At 53.9% G+C, this 20,347-nt stretch carries 18 protein-coding genes and 2 tRNA genes; 8 read left to right on the top strand and 12 right to left on the bottom strand.

Translation table 11 applies throughout. From position 1 onward, the window contains the following. Positions 1 to 12 precede the first annotated feature (12 nt). Both F605_RS0104290 and rpmG read left to right on the top strand, forming a co-directional pair. Positions 13 to 86: transfer RNA gene (locus F605_RS0104290), tRNA-Met, on the top strand. A gap of 68 nt (positions 87 to 154) precedes the next feature. Continuing rightward, positions 155 to 325, top strand: a complete 171-nt coding sequence (gene rpmG / locus F605_RS11285; RefSeq protein WP_024059865.1) for a 50S ribosomal protein L33 — start codon at positions 155 to 157, stop codon at positions 323 to 325. 271 nt (positions 326 to 596) lie between these two features. Here the strand turns inward: rpmG and F605_RS0104300 are convergent, their stop codons facing one another. The 3 genes from F605_RS0104300 to F605_RS0104310 form a co-directional block, all read right to left on the bottom strand. Next, on the bottom strand, positions 597 to 1,460 hold the full coding sequence (locus F605_RS0104300) for a sugar phosphate isomerase/epimerase family protein (RefSeq protein WP_022864674.1): 864 nt from the start codon (positions 1,458 to 1,460) through the stop codon (positions 597 to 599). A gap of 145 nt (positions 1,461 to 1,605) precedes the next feature. Continuing rightward, positions 1,606 to 2,598 (bottom strand): inositol 2-dehydrogenase, encoded by a 993-nt coding sequence (iolG, locus tag F605_RS0104305; protein ID WP_022864675.1) that lies wholly within the window; start codon positions 2,596 to 2,598, stop codon positions 1,606 to 1,608. 236 nt (positions 2,599 to 2,834) lie between these two features. Then, positions 2,835 to 3,104 carry a cell division protein CrgA gene (locus F605_RS0104310; protein WP_022864676.1) on the bottom strand — a complete coding sequence of 90 codons (270 nt, stop codon included), beginning with the start codon at positions 3,102 to 3,104 and terminating at the stop codon, positions 2,835 to 2,837. Between the two features lie 153 nt (positions 3,105 to 3,257). Here F605_RS0104310 and F605_RS0104315 point away from each other — a divergent pair, with 153 nt between their 5' ends. Further along, on the top strand, positions 3,258 to 4,010 hold the full coding sequence (locus F605_RS0104315; RefSeq protein ID WP_022864677.1) for a class E sortase: 753 nt from the start codon (positions 3,258 to 3,260) through the stop codon (positions 4,008 to 4,010). Beyond that, a complete protein-coding gene (locus tag F605_RS11000; protein WP_022864678.1) occupies positions 3,998 to 4,192 on the top strand; it encodes a hypothetical protein in 195 nt (64 codons plus the stop codon). The genes F605_RS0104315 and F605_RS11000 overlap by 13 nt, the downstream gene beginning before the upstream one ends. A gap of 53 nt (positions 4,193 to 4,245) precedes the next feature. Here F605_RS11000 and pknB read toward each other — a convergent pair whose 3' ends face one another. The 7 genes from pknB to F605_RS0104355 all read right to left on the bottom strand — a co-directional run bounded on the left by pknB (position 4,246) and on the right by F605_RS0104355 (position 13,450). After that, on the bottom strand, positions 4,246 to 6,054 hold the full coding sequence (pknB, locus tag F605_RS0104325) for a Stk1 family PASTA domain-containing Ser/Thr kinase (protein ID WP_022864679.1): 1,809 nt from the start codon (positions 6,052 to 6,054) through the stop codon (positions 4,246 to 4,248). Beyond that, on the bottom strand, positions 6,030 to 7,955 hold the full coding sequence (locus F605_RS11005; RefSeq protein ID WP_022864680.1) for a serine/threonine-protein kinase: 1,926 nt from the start codon (positions 7,953 to 7,955) through the stop codon (positions 6,030 to 6,032). Before F605_RS11005 ends, pknB begins: the two co-directional genes overlap by 25 nt. Continuing rightward, on the bottom strand, positions 7,948 to 9,420 hold the full coding sequence (locus F605_RS0104335) for a penicillin-binding transpeptidase domain-containing protein (RefSeq protein ID WP_022864681.1): 1,473 nt from the start codon (positions 9,418 to 9,420) through the stop codon (positions 7,948 to 7,950). Before F605_RS0104335 ends, F605_RS11005 begins: the two co-directional genes overlap by 8 nt. Further along, positions 9,404 to 10,984 carry an FtsW/RodA/SpoVE family cell cycle protein gene (locus F605_RS09880; RefSeq protein ID WP_022864682.1) on the bottom strand — a complete coding sequence of 527 codons (1,581 nt, stop codon included), beginning with the start codon at positions 10,982 to 10,984 and terminating at the stop codon, positions 9,404 to 9,406. The genes F605_RS0104335 and F605_RS09880 overlap by 17 nt, the downstream gene beginning before the upstream one ends. 73 nt (positions 10,985 to 11,057) lie before the next feature. After that, positions 11,058 to 12,254 carry a protein phosphatase 2C domain-containing protein gene (locus F605_RS09885; RefSeq protein ID WP_022864683.1) on the bottom strand — a complete coding sequence of 399 codons (1,197 nt, stop codon included), beginning with the start codon at positions 12,252 to 12,254 and terminating at the stop codon, positions 11,058 to 11,060. Continuing rightward, positions 12,251 to 12,742 (bottom strand): FHA domain-containing protein FhaB/FipA, encoded by a 492-nt coding sequence (locus F605_RS0104350; protein ID WP_022864684.1) that lies wholly within the window; start codon positions 12,740 to 12,742, stop codon positions 12,251 to 12,253. The genes F605_RS09885 and F605_RS0104350 overlap by 4 nt, the downstream gene beginning before the upstream one ends. 12 nt (positions 12,743 to 12,754) lie before the next feature. Then, positions 12,755 to 13,450, bottom strand: a complete 696-nt coding sequence (locus F605_RS0104355) for an FhaA domain-containing protein (RefSeq protein ID WP_022864685.1) — start codon at positions 13,448 to 13,450, stop codon at positions 12,755 to 12,757. Positions 13,451 to 13,797: 347 nt separating this feature from the next. Between F605_RS0104355 and F605_RS0104365 the strand changes: the two genes are divergently transcribed. Further along, positions 13,798 to 13,883 (top strand) — tRNA-Leu (locus tag F605_RS0104365). A gap of 3 nt (positions 13,884 to 13,886) precedes the next feature. Here F605_RS0104365 and F605_RS09890 read toward each other — a convergent pair. Continuing rightward, positions 13,887 to 14,381: a PaaI family thioesterase gene (locus tag F605_RS09890; RefSeq protein WP_022864686.1), complete on the bottom strand. Its 495-nt coding sequence runs from the start codon at positions 14,379 to 14,381 to the stop codon at positions 13,887 to 13,889. Between the two features lie 157 nt (positions 14,382 to 14,538). Between F605_RS09890 and F605_RS0104375 the strand changes: the two genes are divergently transcribed. Next, positions 14,539 to 15,936 (top strand): uracil-xanthine permease family protein, encoded by a 1,398-nt coding sequence (locus tag F605_RS0104375; RefSeq protein ID WP_022864687.1) that lies wholly within the window; start codon positions 14,539 to 14,541, stop codon positions 15,934 to 15,936. Between the two features lie 44 nt (positions 15,937 to 15,980). Here the strand turns inward: F605_RS0104375 and F605_RS0104380 are convergent, their stop codons facing one another. Further along, positions 15,981 to 16,643, bottom strand: a complete 663-nt coding sequence (locus tag F605_RS0104380; protein WP_022864688.1) for a LytR C-terminal domain-containing protein — start codon at positions 16,641 to 16,643, stop codon at positions 15,981 to 15,983. Between the two features lie 106 nt (positions 16,644 to 16,749). Here F605_RS0104380 and F605_RS09895 point away from each other — a divergent pair, with 106 nt between their 5' ends. Together F605_RS09895 and cydC are read left to right on the top strand one after the other, a co-directional pair. Next, entirely contained in the window at positions 16,750 to 18,435 is a 1,686-nt protein-coding gene (locus F605_RS09895) for an ABC transporter ATP-binding protein/permease (RefSeq protein ID WP_022864689.1), read from the top strand. Next, positions 18,432 to 20,312 carry a thiol reductant ABC exporter subunit CydC gene (gene cydC / locus F605_RS09900; RefSeq protein ID WP_022864690.1) on the top strand — a complete coding sequence of 627 codons (1,881 nt, stop codon included), beginning with the start codon at positions 18,432 to 18,434 and terminating at the stop codon, positions 20,310 to 20,312. Before F605_RS09895 ends, cydC begins: the two co-directional genes overlap by 4 nt. The last annotated feature ends 35 nt before the right edge of the window (positions 20,313 to 20,347 follow it).

The raw sequence follows: 20,347 nt of genomic DNA on the forward strand, positions 1-20,347 counted from the left end.
AGATCCTCAAGCGGCGGGGTAGCTCAGTTGGTGAGAGCGCACGACTCATAATCGTGAGGTCGCGGGTTCGAACCCCGCCCTCGCTACTTTTCAATTTCGGTTGAAATAGGAAATGCCGCTAATCGGGCGGCCCGAGACACAGAGGTAAGTAAGAATGGCCAGCAAGTCGTCCGACGTACGTCCTAAGATCACTCTGGCGTGCAGTGAATGCAAAGAGCGTAACTACATCACCAAGAAGAACCGCCGGAATAATCCGGATCGCTTGGAACTGATGAAGTACTGTCCGCGTTGCCGTAAGTCGACTTCGCACAAAGAGACCCGCTAACTTCGGGAACATTGGTAGCTGCTGTCAGTTAGGATTAGAAACACTTTATTCCTGTGTCCGATATCCACCGGATTCGTAAAACCCGACAACCAGTAGCTTAGCTAAATAAAAAAATAATAAAGTTTAGCCTCCGCGCTAAACTCATAGGCTTGATAGTAAATGGTTGGGGGTCGCCCTCGCGGCGACCCCCAACCATTTACTATTTTAATTTTAGCGATTACCGGGGTTAATACCTCTGCGAGTATTAACCCCGGTAATGCTTAATAGGCCTTTAGCCAGCCAGTTTTTGCAGTGCCTTCAAAGACTTTTCGGCATTAACTTTCGGGCCACCACCAGCGGGAGGCTCCTCGTCAATCATGATGTCTTGTTCCAGCACGTAGTAGCCGTCGAAGCCGGCCTTATCCAGTTCCGCCACAATGGTGCCAAAGTTAATATCGCCTTCACCGATAGGAGCAAACATGCCGGCTTTAACGCCCTGAGACCAGGTGATCTCACCGGGTAGCAGTTTGTCGGTCATTTCCTTGTGTACGTCCTTCGCGTGAACGATCACGGTACGACCGGGGTATTCCTTAACGATTGCCTCCGGATCACAGCCGCCACAGATCATGTGGCCGGTGTCCAAGCACAGCGCCACCTTTGATTCGTCCAGCATCTTGCGGATCTCGCTGTCGTTTTGGATCATGGTTCCCCAGTGAGGATGCACGCAAGCTTTCACTCCGGCTTCGGCGCAAACATCACTGATCCGATCTAAGTTCCCGAACAGAGTCTTCCATCCTTCATCATCTAGTACCGGGCGATCATCATAACCGTCACGGCCAGAATCAGCAGCCAGAATCAAGTATTCGCCACCGGCAACTTTAAAGGCTTCGAGCTCTTTCTTTACCGAAGGAATCGGGTCAATCTCGGGGTCGTGCATAATTGCCAGGAAGAAAGCTCCCACCGGCTTCAAATCGTACTTGCTAACTTCTTCGGCGCGAGCGGCGGCCTCAATCGGCAACCAACCCTGAGGGCCGAATTCGGTAGCGGTTAAACCGATTTCTTTCATCTCCGTCAGCACCCGCTGAGGGGTCATCTGGTATCCCCAACCTGGTACTTCACATACGCCCCAAGAAATGGGAGCTCCCGCAATCTTCATATTTTTCCTCCATTGGTTTTTGTACAGGTAGATAGCAGATATCTAACCTGTTTAAATCTTTTTATCTATTAATATTGTTGTCTGATAAGACGCTCCTGGTTACCGGGCGTCTTCCTTAATATGTATTGGAAACCTGTCCGGTAGCCTATTGACCGACCTTGACCGGGCGCTGTTCACGAGCTGACTTTTCCGCTGCTTCTGCTAGCAGCAAAGCCTGCGCACCATCCTCGATGGAGGGGGTAGGCTTGCCGCCTTCTTTAACTATGGAAATGAACTGGTTTAGCTCGGACGCATAGGCATCGGCATAGCGAGTCAGGAAGAAGTCCAGATAAGGTTCGCGCGATAGCGAGTAGCTATCTTTAGAAAGCGAGACAGTAGTGGGACGCTGATTGTCGGCATTTAGCTGTCCATCATGTCCGGTTACCTCTAGACGCTGGTCATAGCCAGTAGCGCAATGACGATTATTGATAATCGTGGCTACTGCTCCCGACTTAGCGGTTAGTACAATCACCGCGGCGTCATAGTCGTTGCAAGCCGCGATTTCCGGATCCAAGTTCTGCGGGATGGTAGTGACGGTATCAATGTCACCCAGCAAGAAACGTGCCATGTCGAAATCATGGATGGTCATATCCTTGAAGATTCCCCCGGAAACTTTAATGTAGTCCGCAGGAGGAGCCGCCGGGTCACGTGAAATAATGGTTACTTGCTCAACCTTGCCAATTTCACCCTTATCCATCAGCTCTTTTACCCGCGCAAAAGAGGGGTCAAAACGACGGTTGAAGCCCAACATCACCGTGGGATCCAGCCCCTTGAGTGCCTCGCGCAGTTCTTCGACTTTCGCGGTCTCCATGGCAACGGGTTTTTCGCAGAGCGCAGCTTTACCAGATTTAGCCGCAGCGATGATATGCGGGACGTGTAGCGGCGTGGGAGAGCCGATGATCACCGCATCGATATCAGGGTTATCCCAAATTTCTTTTTCGTCGGTTACTCCGCGTCCGCCGTATTCTTTAGCGAGTTCGTCAGCCGCTTCTTGGCGGATATCAAAAACTACTTCTAGAGAAGCATCGGGGTTGGCCGCCAGGGTTTTAGCGTGAACATGACCGATACGTCCGGCTCCCAATAAACCAAATTTCAACATAAAACAACTCTGTTCTCTGCAGGGGAGTAACTAGCTCCCGTTCCTTTGTCCTTACATTAATCAAGAATAAAGGAACAAATCCGGAATGTAAATACATAAACAAAAATATTTCGGTAACCCCGATATCAATTTTGTTACGCAGGCACTACCCGGTCAGACTAAGGAGAGGTAACTAGCCTTCGCTAGCAGGAGGACGCATGCCGGCGCCCTCGAAAAGAAAAAATCAAATAAAAACGCTACTTCCAGCGCAGTAGCATTAAAAAGCCCCCGAAGGCCACGCCTAGGCCTAAAGCGAGGTTCCAGTTACCGGCGCCTGGAATCGGGTAGGCGCCCGAAGAAATATAGTAAACCACTACCAACACCAGACCGAGGAGCATTAACGCCACCGAAAGCGGAGCCCACCAACTGGGAGAAGGTGTCATATCAGCAGCCCAAGATTTGTTTAGCTCCTCTGGCTGTTGTTCGCGGTGGGGCTTAGCGCCTTTGCGTTTACGAGACTCCGGCACGAGGTGACCTCCAAAAGTTGGTTTTTACTAGCTAGCTTCATTCTAATGTCAATGACGCTGGAGACCTAGTTAGATCCGTTTTCCGGTAAATTAAGCTTAGGATGATACCAGGACGAATCGTCCAGAACTCACAGTAATCGAATTCGGAAGAATATGAGCAGGAAAACCAAGCAAGCGAGGACTGCCACCAAAAAACGTCGGCACCGCTTCGATCCCATCGCGGCTTTAGGCGAGCTTTTAATCATCATGGGATTACTTGCCGGGCTTTTCGCGTTCTGGGATGTTTTTGTCACCGACTGGCAGGTAGCGAGCTATAACCAGAAAGCTTTGAGCTCGTTCCAGCAAGCCAATAAGCCCTGCCCTAATCGTATTTCTAAGGATGAACGTACTAGCGCTCCTCCCAGTGTGGGAATCAAGCAGGAAAACGAAACCTTAGGGGCGCTGCATGTTCCGAAATGGAACTATATGGTGGTTCCGGTTAAGGAAGGAACCACCCAAACCATTTTGAATACCGGGGCTGCCGGACACTATGAAACGACCGCGCTGCCGGGACAAATCGGGAACTTTTCGGTTGCCGCCCACCGCCGTTCCTTTGGATCAAACTTCCGTCGGATCGATGTGTTAAAACCCGGGGATACCGTGGTGATGGAGACCGCAAATGAGTGGCTAATCTATAAGGTTAGAGACCACAAGATTGTGCTTCCTACCCAATCGGACGTGATCTTACCGGTGCCAGAAAAACCGGGAGTCCAACCTACAGAGCGGCTGATGACTATGACTACTTGCAACCCAGAGTACGGTAACTGGGAGCGGTATATCGTGCATCTAACCTTCAATCACTGGGTGCCCAGAGATAGCGGCATCCCCAAGGAACTGGCAGAAGGAGGTAACGCATGTGCGGGCTGATCTGGGATTTACTTCCCGGTCCTAAGTGGCTGAAATTCCTACAGGTAGTGCTGATAATCGCCCTGATCATCATGGCCTGCTTTTGGTGGCTCTTCCCCTGGATTTCCCAGACCCTGGATCTAACCGGTACTACCGTGGGTAGTCCCCAAGGGCATGGCAGTAATCAGGTAGGCTGGCTTTAAAGCACCTCCCAGTACCTGCCTATACCCGGGGTAGTTACCAGGTAAACGTAACCTTAGGGAGTAGAGGCGCTCGGAGAAGGATCCGAACTGGAATTATTTCCCCCTGAGGGTGCAGACGGGCTAGCCGGAGCGGGCGCAGGCGGAGTCTTGGCCACTTTCACCGTGACCGAACTGCCCACCTTTACTCGTCCCGAAGGCTCTACCGAAACAATCTGCCCATTGGGAACCGCCGTGGTTTCTTCAGTGACCGTATTAGTTTGTAAACCTAAATCAGCTAGGTACTTCAATCCCTGTTCCTGAGATTTACCCACTACCTGCCCCGAATCAATCGACACGTAACCGGAAGACAAGACGAGAATAACTTCTTCATCCTTGCTAGCGGAAGATCCCGCTTCTGGAGTGGTACGGATAACCCGATCAGCTGCAACTTTGGAGTCATCCTCGTATTTTACTGAGCCTACTCGCAAGCCGGCATCCTCTAAGGCTTTTCGGGCCGCATCTTGTGTCTGTCCCGAAACATCAGGAACGGTAATCTCGGCAGCTCCGGAAGATAACTGGATAGTTACCGTGGATCCGGTATCCACCTTAGTACCGGGTTTGGGGTCGGTAGCTGCGACTTTACCTTTGTCCACAGTGTCAGAAGCTATGGCCTGCCCCTGCTCCATATTTAATCCCAAGCCTTCGAGAGTGCGTTGCGCCTCGATAGCGCTCATCCCGATAATATTTTCTGGGATTGCTACTTGTTGCGGTTCTTGAGCCCTATTAGAAGCGATTAGCCACCAAACTACAGCGATTAAAGCTATTGCAACTAATATCCCTATTACTACTGCCCAAATAACCTTCTTCTTTTTCTTCCGGGCTGCTTCGTCCTCATCCTCAGCATCCGGGTTTTCTTCCATTACCTGTGACCACTGGGCGGGGGCATAGGAAGTCTGCGGGGCAACAAACCCTTCAGTCGGGGTACTAACTGGCAGGGGAGGCAATTCTGGGGCAGAAATTGCGGCTCCGGCAGCCGCCCTTACCATGTCCGAACGCATCGCCGCCGCATCCTGGTAACGATCCTCGGGCCGCTTAGCTAAAGATTTCATCACCATCCGGTCAAGTTCGGGACTAATATCGGCGGCAATGGAGGAAGGAAGTGGAGGCATTTCCGCTACGTGTTGGTAGGCGACCGAAACCGCAGAATCACCTTTGAAGGGGGCTCTGCCAGTGAGCAATTCGAATAACATACAGCCGCAAGAGTACAGATCCGAGCGGGTATCTACGGTTTCTCCGCGCGCCTGCTCTGGAGATAAATACTGCGCGGTTCCTACTACCGCATCGGTGCTGGTCATGGTCTGTCCAGAATCTTCCAAGGCGCGGGCAATCCCAAAATCCATGACTTTGATTTTTCCGCTATTGGTTAGCATCACGTTGCCGGGCTTAATATCCCGGTGCACCAAGCCTCGTTTATGGGAATATTCGAGGGCGTTAAGCACTCCCGACATAATTTCGATGGCTTCGTTAATGGGTACCGGCTGTCCATCGGTAAGGAGCTGATGTACGGTGTGTCCCTCTACCAGCTCCATCACGATATAGGGAACATGCACCTCGGTGCCGTCGGGGGCAGTTACTACCTGTTCGCCAGTGTCATAAACCTGAACAATGTTTTCGTGATTTAAGGAAGCAGAAGCTAAAGCCTCTCGCCGAAAACGCGTCAAGAAAACGGTGTCCTTCGCCAGGTCTATGCGCAGCATTTTTATCGCTACCACCCGCGAGAGCAGGGTGTCATAGGCTTGGTGTACTTCCGCCATTCCCCCTCTTCCGATGAGGGAACGGATTTCGTAGCGTCCTCCGCCTATGCGGTATGGAGATTCTGCCATTGGTCTTCCTTTTGTTCCGAAACTACCATTATTACAGCTTTTTGGTTACCGGTCGCCGGGGAGGGAGCAGCGGAGTAAACCAGTCCGGCTCCCAGGCTCAATGCGGTTACCAGTATCCACAAAATTAGGGTCACTAAAATCGGGTATAGCGTTGAACGATACTCAGCGTTAGCGTGTAGAGCTCGGAAAATGTCTTGGTTCCACCATTTCCGGCTCAAGAAGGGGACTTTTTCATAGGGGCGGCGTAATCTGGCTACCTCCGCCGCTAGGGGGTCAGCAGGCCGCAGACCGATCTGAGATTCCAGCCGGTGGCTCCAGGCAGCTAAAGGTTCCGTGAGGGAAGGGGAAAGAGCCTGCGAGGATGGTGAGGCCGGCGTGGCATAGCGAGGGGGCGTAGGTGCTTTACGCCAGTTAAATACCTGAGGTAATGACCGTAGTCGCTCGATTTGAGAACGCGGCCTGGAAGCGGAAACCGGAGGGATGAGCGCCGCAAACTCGCGAGGCCGCTCTCGCAGTCGCACGCGTTGTTGCCAGGCATCCTCGGGGAGAGGGACCGAATTTGGCGGTATCTGGGGGGCCGGGACTGTGCCTCCAGACAGATAGAGCATTGGGGAACCATCTTCTTCCGTGGGAGTGTCAGAAGTCGATAGCGGCTGCCAGGCTGCAGATTTAGTACTCGCGGCAACGGGCTCGGGTTTATCAGACACTGCGGCGGACGCCTCCGCGGAAGTCGTGCCCTGTTTAGCGAAGGTAGTATCCGCAAGGGATTCCGGCGCTTGCTGATCCAGTTGTGCTAGTTCTTCCAGATCTTCTTGCAGATTCTCTAGATCGGCAGCCTCCCCAGCTGCCGGCTCTATCACTTGCCCCACCAGCGCTTCGGATTCTTCATGGGTAGCTGAGGTAGCTGGGGCCTCTTGAACGCTAGCTTCCTCGCTGGAAACACCACCTGACGGGCCGGTGGAGGTAAGGGCCTGCTGTACTTCCTCCAAGCGTTGCATCAATTCAGTTGCACTGGCGAGGCGGTTTTGGGGCTCTTTTTCTAGTAGCTGCATTACCAGTTCGCGCAAACTGGGAGCGACTGAATCTGGCAAGGGCGGAACCGGTTTATTGACGTGGGCAAAAGCTATGTCCACCGGCTTTTTACCGCTAAAGGGACGTCTGCCAGCCAGAGCCTCATAAGCGATAACCCCCAGGGCGTATAGATCGCCCGCAGGAGTAGCCGGCTGCCCCATAGCTTGTTCGGGAGGTAGATATTGGGCGGTACCCATTACCATCCCCGCCTGAGTTAAGTTAACTTGTCCGGGAGCCTTAGAAATCCCGAAATCGGTTAGTTTTACTGCTCCCGTGGGAGTCACCATAATGTTGCCCGGTTTAATATCCCGGTGCACAATCCCGGCGCCATGCACTGCGCTGAGGGCATCAGCGGTCTGGTACAAAACCGATAACAAGAAATCGGTTTCTAAAGTGTGTTCGCGGTCAAGGATTTCAGTTAAAGAAACCCCGTCAACCAGCTCCATGCTGATCCATCCCAGCCCGGCGTCCTCGCCCGATGCCTGGACAGCTGCCAAATTCGGGTGATGAACCCGAGAGGCATTATAGGCTTCAATGCGCAGCCGTGACAGGAATAGTTTCTTCCCCGCCAGCTCCGGACGCAGAATTTTTAGCGCCAGCCTTTCCCCAGTTTTTTCATCCAGCGTTTGCCAGACCTCTCCCATACCGCCAATAGCTAGGCGGGAGAGAAGCAGGTAACGCCCGGAAATCTTCATTCCAACTTTTAAGGCGGCAACCGCTTTTTGCGCATTGGTCGCCTGCCCAGTAGAGGTAGCCACCGGGTCTAGGGGAGTAGACATTTCAGCTTCCCGTCCGCGTGGCGGGACGGGAAGTACGCGACTATCAGCCATGATTCACCGCCGCCTGGATTACCTGTTTTGCGATTGGCCCGGCCACCGGTCCGCCGTGAGGAGCTGGATTGGAACTATCGCCTTCGACTACCACCGCAAAAGCTAGGGGCAGGTTGGGGGTATCGGCCCAGCCCACATACCAGGCATCGGTCCGATTAACGCCGGTCTCCGCGGTACCGGTTTTAGCTCCCATCTCAACTCCGGCAACTCGACCAGGCTCCCCGGTTCCGTCTTCAACGGTTTGGATCATCATTTGTCGTAGCTGTGAGGCGACCTCTTTGGAGATCGGTTTACCGAGCTTACCCCCGGAACGGTAGGTTCTGGTGACTTTCCCATCTGGCCCCAACTCGGCTGCCACCAAGAAGGGACGTACCTGCGTACCTTGGTTCGCCACTGCTGCGGCCACCGTAGACATCATTAAAGGTGAAGTGCGCACCTCGTACTCTCCGATCGCGCTCATCATGGTGGAAGCTAGTCCCGGGTCGGAGGAAGGGAAGTGCGACTTTTGTACTGGCAGCGGAATCTTTAATTCGGTTTTGGGGTCAAAACCGAAAGCCGCGGTTTTGTCTTTTAATGCCTGATATCCCAAGTCTTGACCGAGCTTCGCGAAGGGAGTGTTACAAGAATAGGCAAAAGCGTAAGCAAACGTGGGGTGACCGTTTCCGCAGCTAGTGGATTCGATATTGGAAATCCGTGCTCGCGATCCGGGCAGTGGCACCGACACGGGAGCTTCCACGGCGTCCTCGGGAGTGCGGATTTGTTGTTCCAGGGCGGCGGCGGCAGTAATGATTTTAAAGGAGGAGCCAGGAGGGTATTCTCCTCGCAAAGCCCGATCCAGTAAGGGTTTAGATGGTTCCGCCTGCAGCTGTTTTAAGGTCTGTTGTGACTGTTTTTCAGTGCCCGTAGCTAAAGAGTTGGGATTAAAACGCGGGGTAGTAACGGCAGCGAGGATTGCCCCGGTCTGATAATTGATCGCAACTACCGCACCTTTACGATTACCGAGTGCTTGCGCCGCGGCCTGTTGCATCTGGGGGTCAATCGTAAGGAGTATGCCTCCGCCCTTTTGGTTTTCCCCAGCTGCATATTTTAATAACTGGGATAAAGCCTGGCTGGAAGCTTCTCCCATTAGTACCGAGTTTTGCAGCCGTTCCATTCCCGTCGCGTTACCCCCGGGAGAGAGGTAGCCGGTCAGATTGGAGTACAGCGGTGCTTGCTCGGAGTAGACCCGGTGGTAGCGTTTGCGATAGCCGGTAGAGTCTTTTGTGGGCGCTGAAGCTGCAACCACATTTTCGCCCACCATAATAGGGCCGCGTTCAATATATTTGGAACGGTAAAAGGCGCGAGAATTCCGCCCATCCGCGTTTAAGGAATCAGCCCCCAGGAACTGGATATAGGTGCACGCCAGCATCAGGGATAAAAACATTACAAAAACTACGAAAAATAGTCGTTTAATCTGTGGATTCATGACGTTCACCTCCCTGTACGGGGCGAACGGAACGGACGGCACCAGGCGCCGGAGGACTGGCAAGCGGTCTCGCCGCCGAGGGCTGCTTAGTTGCTGCCCGATTAGGAGTGAAAGTCGCGGGGGAGGCCGCGGAGGGCACCTCGCTCCCAGTGGTACTAGGCTCCAGCGACGCCGAGCGTTTCTCCTGCTGACGAGCAATCACCGCTTCCAGTTCGGCAGTATCGATAACTCCGCTCTCGGTGGTTACTGGCTTTCGTGCCTCATTAGATAGGCGCAGCAGTAAGGCCAAAATCACCCAGTTGGCGACCAGCGAAGATCCGCCTGCCGCTACAAACGGCAAGGTAAGCCCGGTAGAGGGGATTACCCGGGTTAGTCCGCCGACTACCACAAATACTTGGAACCCGATAGTGAAAGCAAAACCGGTGGCTAGCAGCTTCCCAAAGCTATCGCGCACGATCAGGGCAGTCCGCATCCCGCGTTCCACGAAAATAAAGTACAGGGTGAGCAGGGCGAGCGAGCCGGTTAGCCCCAGTTCTTCCCCGAGGGAAGCAAATATAAAGTCCGAGTTCGCAAAAGGGGTGAGGGAGGGCGAACCCTGCGCCCAACCGGTACCGAGAATGCCGCCATCCGCCATCCCAAATAGCCCGGAGACCAGCTGTCCTGATCCCCCAATAGGACGGGAATAGATTTCGGGGTCGAGGGCGTGGAGCCAGACATCAATACGCGCCTGCACATGCGAAAATAGACGGGAAGCTAAGAACACGGCAGGGGCAAAAAGGATCGCTCCGATTAGCAGCCAGGAAGTCTGATTCGTGGCCACATACAGCATAGCTACGAACAAACCGAAGATTAGTAGGGAAGTTCCCAGGTCCCGTTCGAATACCAAGATCATAATGGAGGCCGCCCACACCACCAGGAGGGGGCCGAGATCTCGCAGGCGGGGCAGGCGCATTCCCAGTAGCGATTTTCCGCCTTGGATTAATGCTTCTCGGCGAGTGGTTAAGTATCCGGCGAAGAAAATAGCCAAACAAATCTTGGCGATCTCGGAGGGCTGGATGGAAAATCCGATGTTAATCCAGATACGAGCACCGTTGATGCTGCTCCCGATAACCGGTGCTAAGGGCAGGAGTAACAGCACGATTGCCAGCAGCATTGATAAATAGGTGTAGTTACGCAGTTTCCGATAGTCACTAACAACTGCCAGCGTAACCACCATCAAAATTACGCCTATCAGGGTAAATAATGCTTGTTTGAACCCCACATACAGGTTGGAATCCGGACCGTACGCCAAGTCTAAGCGGTAAATCATTACCAAGCCGATGCCATTTAAAGCCAAAACTGCCGGCAGCAGTACCGGGTCAGCATAGGGGGCGAGGAAACGAACCGCTAGGTGGGTGGCGAGGGCAAAGGCTCCCAGCACACACATATGCAAGACGAAGGAAGTGGGGAGGGCGCCGGTGCGGTTAACATTAATGGAGAAATATCCCAAGAAACACATTGCCAGGGCTACCACTATTAACAGCAGTTCTGCCAGGCGGCCAGTCGGGTGTTTTATCTTTGCCACAAGTACCTTCCCCCTTTCTTATTTCTGTTCTCTCGTTTTGATATTGGATGTGTTTAGATGGGTTACTGGTTAGCTAGGAGTTGTTAGCTGAAGTAGATGAAGAAGTTTCAGCCGGTGTGGACGGGGACACTTCTTGCTTGGTTTTCTCCGGGGTGGCGGCAGGGGATTGGGCTTCAGAAACCGAAGTTGAAGGCACTGACGGGGTGGGGTCAGGTCGCTCTGAGATCCCGTACCACAGGGCGCCGGCAAATAGAGCTATTAGGATTAGCAGTCCCACAATCACTCCGATGATCCTTCCCCAGCGGTTTTTGGGGGCAGGGTCTTCCTCAACTAGGGATTCCGTCGGTATTGCCGCCCGCGCCTGAGAAAAAGATGAATCTTCGTTCTCGTCCTCGGGGTTTGACTTATCTTCGCTGGCGATCTCACTCGCGTCCCGATCAGCTTTAGTCGCTGCGTCGCGGGAGTCCTCTTTCTGTTGGCTGCGCAGCTGGGCAAGCCGGTCAGTAGCTGCGGCCCCCACTACCTGAGGTTCTGTTTCTCGCGGATCCTCCACAATATCGGCAACCACACAGGTGATGTTGTCGGGGCCACCGGCTTTTAACGCTAGCTCCACTAACGATTCGCAGGCCTGTTGCGGAGTTTCACTGCGATAGAGCATTTTGCCGATGGTTTGACCGGATACAAAGCCACATAGCCCATCAGAGCACAGCAACCAGCGGTCACCTACTGTGAATTCGGGGTGGGATTCGTCGAGGGTAACGTCCTCTTGAGAATCCCCCAGCACCCGCAGCAGCACTGAACGTTGGGGATGAGTTTCTGCCTGCTCGGGAGTGAGCTGCCCCGTGTCTACCAGGTATTGCACAAATGAATGATCATTAGTCATTTGCCGCAATTCGCCGCCGCGTAAACGGTAGGCGCGCGAATCCCCAATATGGGTCATAGTTAAAGCGTCTTTGCTGCGGCGAATAGCTATACAAGTGGTGCCCAGACCGGTTAATGCCGGATCTTGGGTGGAGCGTTCGCACAGTTCCTGGTGCGCCTGAGATATTGCTTCCCGAAGGCTTTCTAGAGCTTCCTCGGGATTGTCAGCTTCATTGTCCAGGGAACGTAAATGATCAATCGCTATCGAGGAAGCGATATCTCCCCCGGCAGGCCCGCCCATTCCATCTGCTAATACCAGCAGGTTAGGCCCGGCGTAACCGGAATCTTGGTTAGATTGGCGGATCTTGCCGATATCAGAGAGGGCGGCATAGTTGAATCCGATGCTCATCTAGTTAGCTCCATTGTTGTTTGTCCAATCCGTACTACCATTCCCGGCTCTAAAAGCTGAGCAGTGGTGAGACGGTTGTTGCCAACGAACGTTCCGTTCGTTGAGTTTAAGTCCTCGATAAACCACTGTCCGTCATTGTGGTAAATGCGGGCATGCCTATTGGAGGCATAAGAATCGCGGAGGGGAACTGTGCAGTCACCCGAGCGTCCTAAGAGGATCGGGTGACCATCTAGTTTTAACCGATTTCCTGCCAAAGCACCCCCCGTGAAAGCCAAGTAACGGGGGCGTCCCCCGCGTTTGCTTTTGCGAGGTTTAGACTGCTTCGGTTGCCGGTTAGCTTTGCGGGAGCGGCCAGTCGAGGTTTTAGTGGAGGCGGTGGCCGCTAAGGAAATATCGCGGCGTAGCACTAGTACTAATCCGATTACTAGCAGCCATAATAGGGCTACGAAACCGAATCGAAGAATAGTGTATAAAAGTCCAACCGCCACGATTACCGCCTATTATTCATCCGCGCTTGAAGTCCAAAATAGCAGGTGGGTGCGGCCGATCGTTAGTTCGTTACCGTCTAAGAGAGTGGCGGCGCTGATGCGATGGCCTTCCACATAGGAACCGTTAGTCGAGCCCAGATCGGTGGCGATTACCCCTTGGGGAGTGATCCGCAGTTCCAAGTGACGCCGGGATACTCCCGGATCGTGGACCACAATATCGGCTTCGGATCCGCGACCGATCACCGTGACCGGCTCGGTCAGTAGCCATTGTTGTCCCTCAATATCAATGATCGGATGGGAGGGGCTGGCACCGGCAGTAGTTACCGGTGCGGCCGGGCCGCGCCGAATCGAGTTCTCAATTTTTAGTTCCCCGAGTGGATGGTCACCGGCAGAAAATACTACCTGTACCGGACCTACAAATACGTAGCTTTGCTCGGTGGCATAGGCGGTAGCATCCTGGGCGAGCTCTTGGGAAAGTACCTGCGAGTTAGCATCCATCACCGATTGGAAGTCTTTTTGGTTGAGCAACACCTGGTATTCATTGGGCACTACCACTCGGCCGTCGCTCAAAGTGGCGCGGGAGTTGTCCATGCTTTCGCGGATCGCTGACTTTACGTCTACGGCTTTAATTGAACTGGCGAACATCTTAGAAAAAGGAGCGTTCACCCCCTGGGAAACGGCTCTTTCGAAGCGGTCAACCACTCCCATATTTTCGTCCTCTCCAGTAAATCCTTGAATTTGCGGTAGGTGCCCCGGCTCGCTGTTTTAAACCGCCGGATGGTGCCGGTGCAAACAGCGGGCAGTAGACATACCTAAGGTCAAGGTTAATCGAAAACTTGGTAATAGGTATTATCCCCAGGGTTAAGAGGACGAATTTGCGCTAACTTGTTGCGCGCTAGGGGCGAATCCCGCTGGGCAAATTTTTCTTTGACAGAGGGAATCTGTGGTTTTTGACGTTGTGAAACGTAACGCCTTTTGCCTGTGGGCTTGCTCCCGCCTTTGGTTTCGGGGTAGATTTCTATTCGTTGGTTAACGCTTCCGGGCGTTAAACCCAAGCGCAAGTGGCGGAATTGGTAGACGCGCACGGTTCAGGTCCGTGTGCCCTTTACCGGGCATGGGGGTTCAAGTCCCCCCTTGCGCACCGTTAGTCATCTACGAAGGCGCAGGTGTGAGTGCCAGAGGCAGTAAGCTTCCCGTCCTCGGAAAAAATCTTTAAGAAATAAGTCGCCAGGGTGCGCCCGGTTTGCGCTAAAGTCGCTACGCAATAAACCCGCCCCGCGATGGCCGGACGATGGTGGGTGACAAAAATATTAGACCCTACCGCATGCTTGTCTTTCGGAGCAGCATAGTTGGCCGCCAACGAGCCGGTAGTTTCCCCCAACACCGCGTTCGCCCCGCCATGCAGTACGCCCAAGGTTTGCCGATTGCCCTCTACTGGCATCGAGCAAACCATTAAATCCCCAGCCAGGTGGTGAAAACGGATCCCCATCGCCTCAATAAGCTGAGCTTGAGCCGAAGGGCATTTGTCGGAAACATCTGGCAGGGAGCGCAAGAACCGGGAGGTTTGTTCCGGATCGGTCAAATCTGGCAAAGCAATCGGGTCGTCAACTTCCTCGCGGTAAACCAGCTTCTTCGTCATACCCCTAGTTTAAGGCCTGCCAGTTATCGACTCTGGAAGGGCGTAAATCACCTCAACTTTTATTAACGGGGGCTAGAGGAATAAACTTAAGTTCTGACCGTAAAACTCAAATAGACCCGCGCCCTTTGGGCAGAGTCTCCTAGCTGATAGGGACGAAATGTCTAATAACGATCAGAATCCCCAACCAACCTCTCCCCAACAATCCCCGAAGAAACCGCTTCTAGGTTTGTGGAAACTTCACGGTGATGGCCGCTCGATTGGCCCCGGGGAAGTAGTAATGCCCCGCGAACGGCTGTCGTGGCCGCGCACCATCGGTATTGGCACTCAGCACGTAGTCGCCATGTTCGGAGCGACCTTCCTGGTGCCGTTACTAACCGGTTTTCCGCCTAACACCACCCTGTTCTTCACCGCGATCGGAACCTTGCTCTTCGCGCTGGTAACCGCGGGTAAACTGCCCTCCTATTTGGGGTCATCTTTCGCGTTGATTGCCCCGATTACCGCGGTATCTTCCCAGTACGGGCAGTCAGCGGCGCTCGGCGGAGTCATCAGCGTCGGGGTAACTTTGGCGCTGATCGGGGTAATCGTGCACTTTGCGGGCATCGTTTGGATCGACCGCATCATGCCGCCCACCGTAACCGGATGTATCGTGGCTCTAATTGGCTTCAACCTGGCACCAGCCGCCTGGAACTGGTTTAAAGAGGGCGCGGTCACCGCAGTCATTACCGTCACTTCCATCGTGTTGATTACCGTCCTCTTCAAAGGAATTATCGGCCGCCTGTCCATCTTGATTGGCGTGGGCGTGGGCTACGTAGCAGCGGTAATCCAGCACGAAGTAGATTTCAAAGCCATCGGCGAGGCCGCTTGGATTGGTCTGCCCGAATTTCATAGCCCTTCGTTTGAACCTTCTACCTTGGGACTCTTTATCCCGGTTGTGCTGGTTTTGATTGCTGAAAATGTCGGTCACGTGAAATCGGTATCCGCCATGACTGGGGAAAACCTCGACCACCTGACTGGGCGTGCCCTCTTTGCTGACGGGGTTTCTACCGTATTTGCCGGTTGCGGCGGCGGTAGCGCTACCACCACCTATGCGGAAAACATCGGGGTAATGGCCGCCACCCGCGTCTACTCCACTGCCGCCTATATTGTGGCTGCTTTCGTGGCGCTGGCCCTCTCCATGTTCCCCAAGTTTGGGGCAGCCATCGCCACCATTCCTCCCGGGGTGCTCGGAGGCGCGGCTACCGTTCTCTACGGCATGATCGGGATGCTAGGCGTGCGCATCTGGGTACAAAACAAAGTTGATTTCGCCGATCCGGTGAATCTAAATACCGCCGCGGTCGCCATGATTATTGCCATCGCCGACTACACCTGGCAGATCGGCTCCCTGACCTTCAATGGCATTGCCTTGGGTTCGGCCGCCGCGATCGTGGTCTACCACGTAATGCGGGGGATTTCGAAGGCTCGCGGTACCTTCCTCGAGCAGGCCTCCCCGGCCTCGGTACCGGCAGGCACGGATCTAGAGTCTCGCTCCTATGAGAAGCGAGTCGCGTCCTCATAAATCCGAAGGCAGCACAGGATTAGCCGAACCGGCAGGCCTAACGCCTAGGCGATCTGCACTAGTTTGCAGCCTTCCATCTTCTCGAGATCGTTATGTACCTCTTCCTGGAATTTTTCGGGGCTAACCATATCGGAGTAGCGAGAACCAATCGTAACGGTCACATCAGAAGTCGGACGAGGATCTAGGATAACTTCCGCATCCTCAAAGGCGCGCGCCAAAGTGTAGGCGACGTTAACCCCGGTGGGGCCGGTAACGATCCGGATATTACCCTCATAGGAACCGGAACTGATATTTCCAGTATCTTTAACCGGAACTCCCCGGTCTTTAAGTCCCTTGGCTACTTTGCCAGCTAGACCGGAAACATCGGTGCCATTGACCACATGGATTTCCATTTTGTCTAAGGGAACCGCTTTTTCCGAGGTCGGGCAGGGAACGTCTCCCGCCTGGGCGTATTGGGGGGCCTGTTTAAAGTCATTGAAGAAGGGGAAGGGTAAAATCCCGAACCCAATCAAGATAGACAGCACCAGCAGTCCGGTCATCACCGAACCGATAACAGTGAAAACCATGGTTTCGCGTTGTTGCCGGCGCCGCACGTAGCGCTGATAGGGGGTAAGGTCTGCCAGCGGGTCCACTTTTTCAGGATTCGTTGCCATATCGGGCTGTTTCGCATCTTGACCGCTGTTGGGGCTCACCTGGGTTTGATTCATGGTTGTTACTTTACCTCCCTTAGCGGGTAGGCACCGTTGGCGGGTACGTTTTAGACGATAAAACTAGTAAAGTGAAGCCAAGAAAACCACTGAGCTAGAGGACTATATGGCGAAAAAATTGTCACTTTCCCGTCCGGCGGGGACAGTCGCGATTATCGCCAGTGTGATCCTCACCTTGAGTTCAGTGGCGTTGGCAGCCGGTTTCTTGATTCTGCTCGGTTACACCCTGTCGCACGCATTTTCCGGGATGAGCCTTTCGGGAGCTTTGGGTGGGTTAATCTTTTTGGCGGTGGTACTGGGGGGATGCGAAGCAACCCGGATCAGCATCGAGCAGCACTCAATTTATAAAGAACAGCTGGCTCTCCAGTCGCGATTGCTGCGAAATTATTTCCGGCAGGGACCGGGGGTATTGGCTTCCCGGAGCGCCGGATCCCTAATAGACATGATGACTTCCGGTACGGAGAAAATTCAGCGTTACCGCCAGGCTTTCCTGGGGTCAATGATCGGGGCGATGCTGAGTCCACTACTGGTTTTAACGCTAATGGCGTTGTTGGTTGATCCCTGGTGTGCCTTGGTGCTGCTAGGTTTTATGCCGCTAGTGCCCGCAATTATTTTTGGGTTTTCGAAAATCACCCGGAAGGTCTCGAGCGGATCCCGGCGGCAACGTAATCAGCTCGCGGCCTCCTATCTGGATGCCCTCTCAGGTTTAGAGACCTTGACGCTGCTAGGAGCCGCTGACTTAAAGGGGCAGCAACTAGCCCAGGTAGGGGAAGAGAATCGGCTTTCCACTATGCGCCTGCTGGCTGCCAATCAACTAATCTTGCTGGTAATTGACCTGGGATTTAATCTGTTACTACTTACTACCGGGTTTGCGCTCACTCTGTGGAAAGTGATCAACGGTTCGTGGGGAAGCGATATTACGGTAATCGCTCCGGTAGTTTCCATGTTGGGGTTAACCCTGCTGCTTTTAGAGCCGATGAATAAAATTGGATCCTTCTTCTATGTGGGGATGGCAGGGATGGCTAATCAGCGTCTGGTGCGCGCCTTTTTGACTGGCAAAACCTCTTCCCCTGGCCAGGATCTGGACGCCAGCTCTGATAAAACGCAGGTTGTGCCACATCCCTCTGATTCCTTCCTCTCGCTGCAGGGGCTAAGTTTTGCTTATCCCGGCGGAGATCCTGTGCTGCAGAACCTAGATTTAGAGATAAAAAATAGGGAATGGGTGGCGATTGCCGGTGCCTCAGGAGCCGGTAAATCCACCCTGATTGAAGTGCTTAAAGGTAATCTCTTGCCCAGCCAAGGTGCCTATTATCTGCAAGGACGCGCCCTGGAAGCTAATAGTAGTGCCTGGTTTTCAGACCAGTCGGCACTAGTACAGCAGCACACCTGGATTTTCACCGGCACTATCCGCTCCAATCTGATGATGGTAGCTCCCCGCGCCAGTGAAGACCGCTTATGGGAGTGCCTGGAAAAAGTGCGCCTCGCTGCAGAAGTTCGCGCTTTCGCGCAAGGACTAGATACCCCGGTAGGGGAGGACGGTTATGCCTTATCAGGAGGACAAGCCCAGCGGCTATCTTTAGCGCGAGCGCTATTGTCCCAGCGCCAGTTGCTGCTGCTAGATGAGCCAACTTCGCAGATCGATTTAGAGTCTGAGGCAGCAATTACGAAGGCGCTCGCGGAGATAGCGAAAGAAAAAACTATCGTGCTGCTCACGCACCGCGCCAGTGCCTTAGAATTTGCTGACCGGGTGCTTTACCTCCAAGATGGCGCTTTAAAGGAGGTGAAGCGGTGAAGAAACTACCCGAGCTTATAAAATATCTGCGCCCGGCTAAAGAGGAGGCCGAAAACCAGCGGCCTTCTATAAAAAACGATAGGGAAGCAGACCAGCCAGCGGTGGGAACTCGCCAGTTGATTGGCTGGCTATTGCGCCTGGCTCGTCCCGTGCTGAAACCGCTTTATATCTCCGGGGTAGCCCGCCTGTTAGATCAAGTTTTCGGAATCGCCCTCATTGCTTTCGGGGTTTACCGCATCAGCGACGCAGTCGTTAAAATGACTGGTGGCGATGCCTTGAGTTCCTCCTATCTGTGGGTGAGCGTAGGGGTGATGGCAGCGTTAGCTTTCCTGAAAGCATTTTTCCGTTACCTAGAACAGTTCGCCGGACACTATGTAGCCTTTAAAGCCCTGGAAATTTTGCGGCAAGAAATGTTTACCCGCTTATTGCCCCAATCCCCGGCCTGCATGGTGGGGGCAAAAAGCGGGGATTTGCTGACGCGGATCACCGCCGATATTGATCGCATCGAAGTATTCTTTGCGCACACTTTGGTTCCTGCCGCTAGTGCCTTGATTATCCCGCTTGCGGTTTCGATCCTTACCGGTTTTTTGGTCTCTCCTGTCAGCGGCGTATTGCTGTTCCTAATTTACCTGGTGACTTTGTTGTGCTTGATGTTGCTAGGGGGCGGGGAAGGTAACCGGGCTGCGGATGCAGTTGGGAAAGCCCAAGGCCAAGTCGCCCAGTCGGTGACCGACTCGGTAAACGGGATTAGCGAGGTGACCGGCTACGGTTTGCAGCGGGCGCGCACTACCCAACTTGAGCGCTATATGTCGATTGTGGGAGCTTGCGCGCGCCCTTTGACCTCGCTACAGGCTTTGCGCCGGGCTTTGAGCCAAAGTGGGATGTACCTAGCAGCGCTAGCGGTGATCTGGGTGGGAATGCCTTCGCCATCCGATTTAGCCGCGATCCCGGCCGCTCTGGCCGCGATCTTTGCGGTAATGCGTTCTTGGGAAGTGTGCTGTGGGGTCGAAGATTTCTCTACTCACCTGGACAATACTTTCGCTGCAGCCCGCCGGGTTTGGCAGGTGGCCAACTCTGATCCTCAGGTGCCCAGCGGCGGTAAGAACCTGCCTACGCAGCCTTTCCCAATTATTTTCGAGGATGTGTCTTTTACTTATCCCCAAAGCGGGCAGCGAATATCTTCCGGGGAAGCCCTGCAAGATATTTCCTTTACTATTCCCGCCGGTTCCTGGACTGCTATCTGTGGAGCCACCGGGAGCGGAAAATCCACCCTGGCGAGGTTACTGCTGCGCTACTGGGATGTTGATAGCGGTCAGATCTTGCTGGGAGATTGCCCGTTGTCGCAGCTAGATCCGCAGGCTATTCGCCGCGCAATTCCTCTGGTTACCCAGCGGATTCATATTTTCTCGGCCTCGATTGCCGATAATTTGCGGCTAGGTAAACCCGACGCCAGTGAGGAACAGCTCTGGCAGGTATTGAAAACCGTAGAACTCGACCAGGTAGTTGCAGCTTTACCTGCAGGTTTAAATACTCGCGTGGGCAGATATGGCGGGGCGCTATCAGGGGGACAGCGGCAAAGACTCTCTTTAGCGAGGGCGTTACTTCACGATTCCCCGGTCTTAGTATTAGATGAATTCACCGCGCATTTGGAGCCCGCGCTAGCAGCGCGGATACGCCATCGGGTGCGGGAGAAGCGTCCGCAGGCCACCATTATTGAAATCACCCATACCTTGCAGCAGGTAGAGGAAGCCGACCAGGTGCTAGTGCTTGCTGGGGGCAAGCTGGCGGAGCAGGGAGATCCGGAGCATTTGCTCGCGCAGGCCGGGGAACTGGCGAAGCTATTTGCCCACGAGCAGGAAGCAATGTTTACCCTGTAGACCACCCCCCCCAAAAAAAAGGATGAGTGCGCTGC

The organism is Varibaculum cambriense DSM 15806 (genome assembly GCF_000420065.1).
GTDB classification, from domain to species: Bacteria; Actinomycetota; Actinomycetes; order Actinomycetales; family Actinomycetaceae; genus Varibaculum; species Varibaculum cambriense.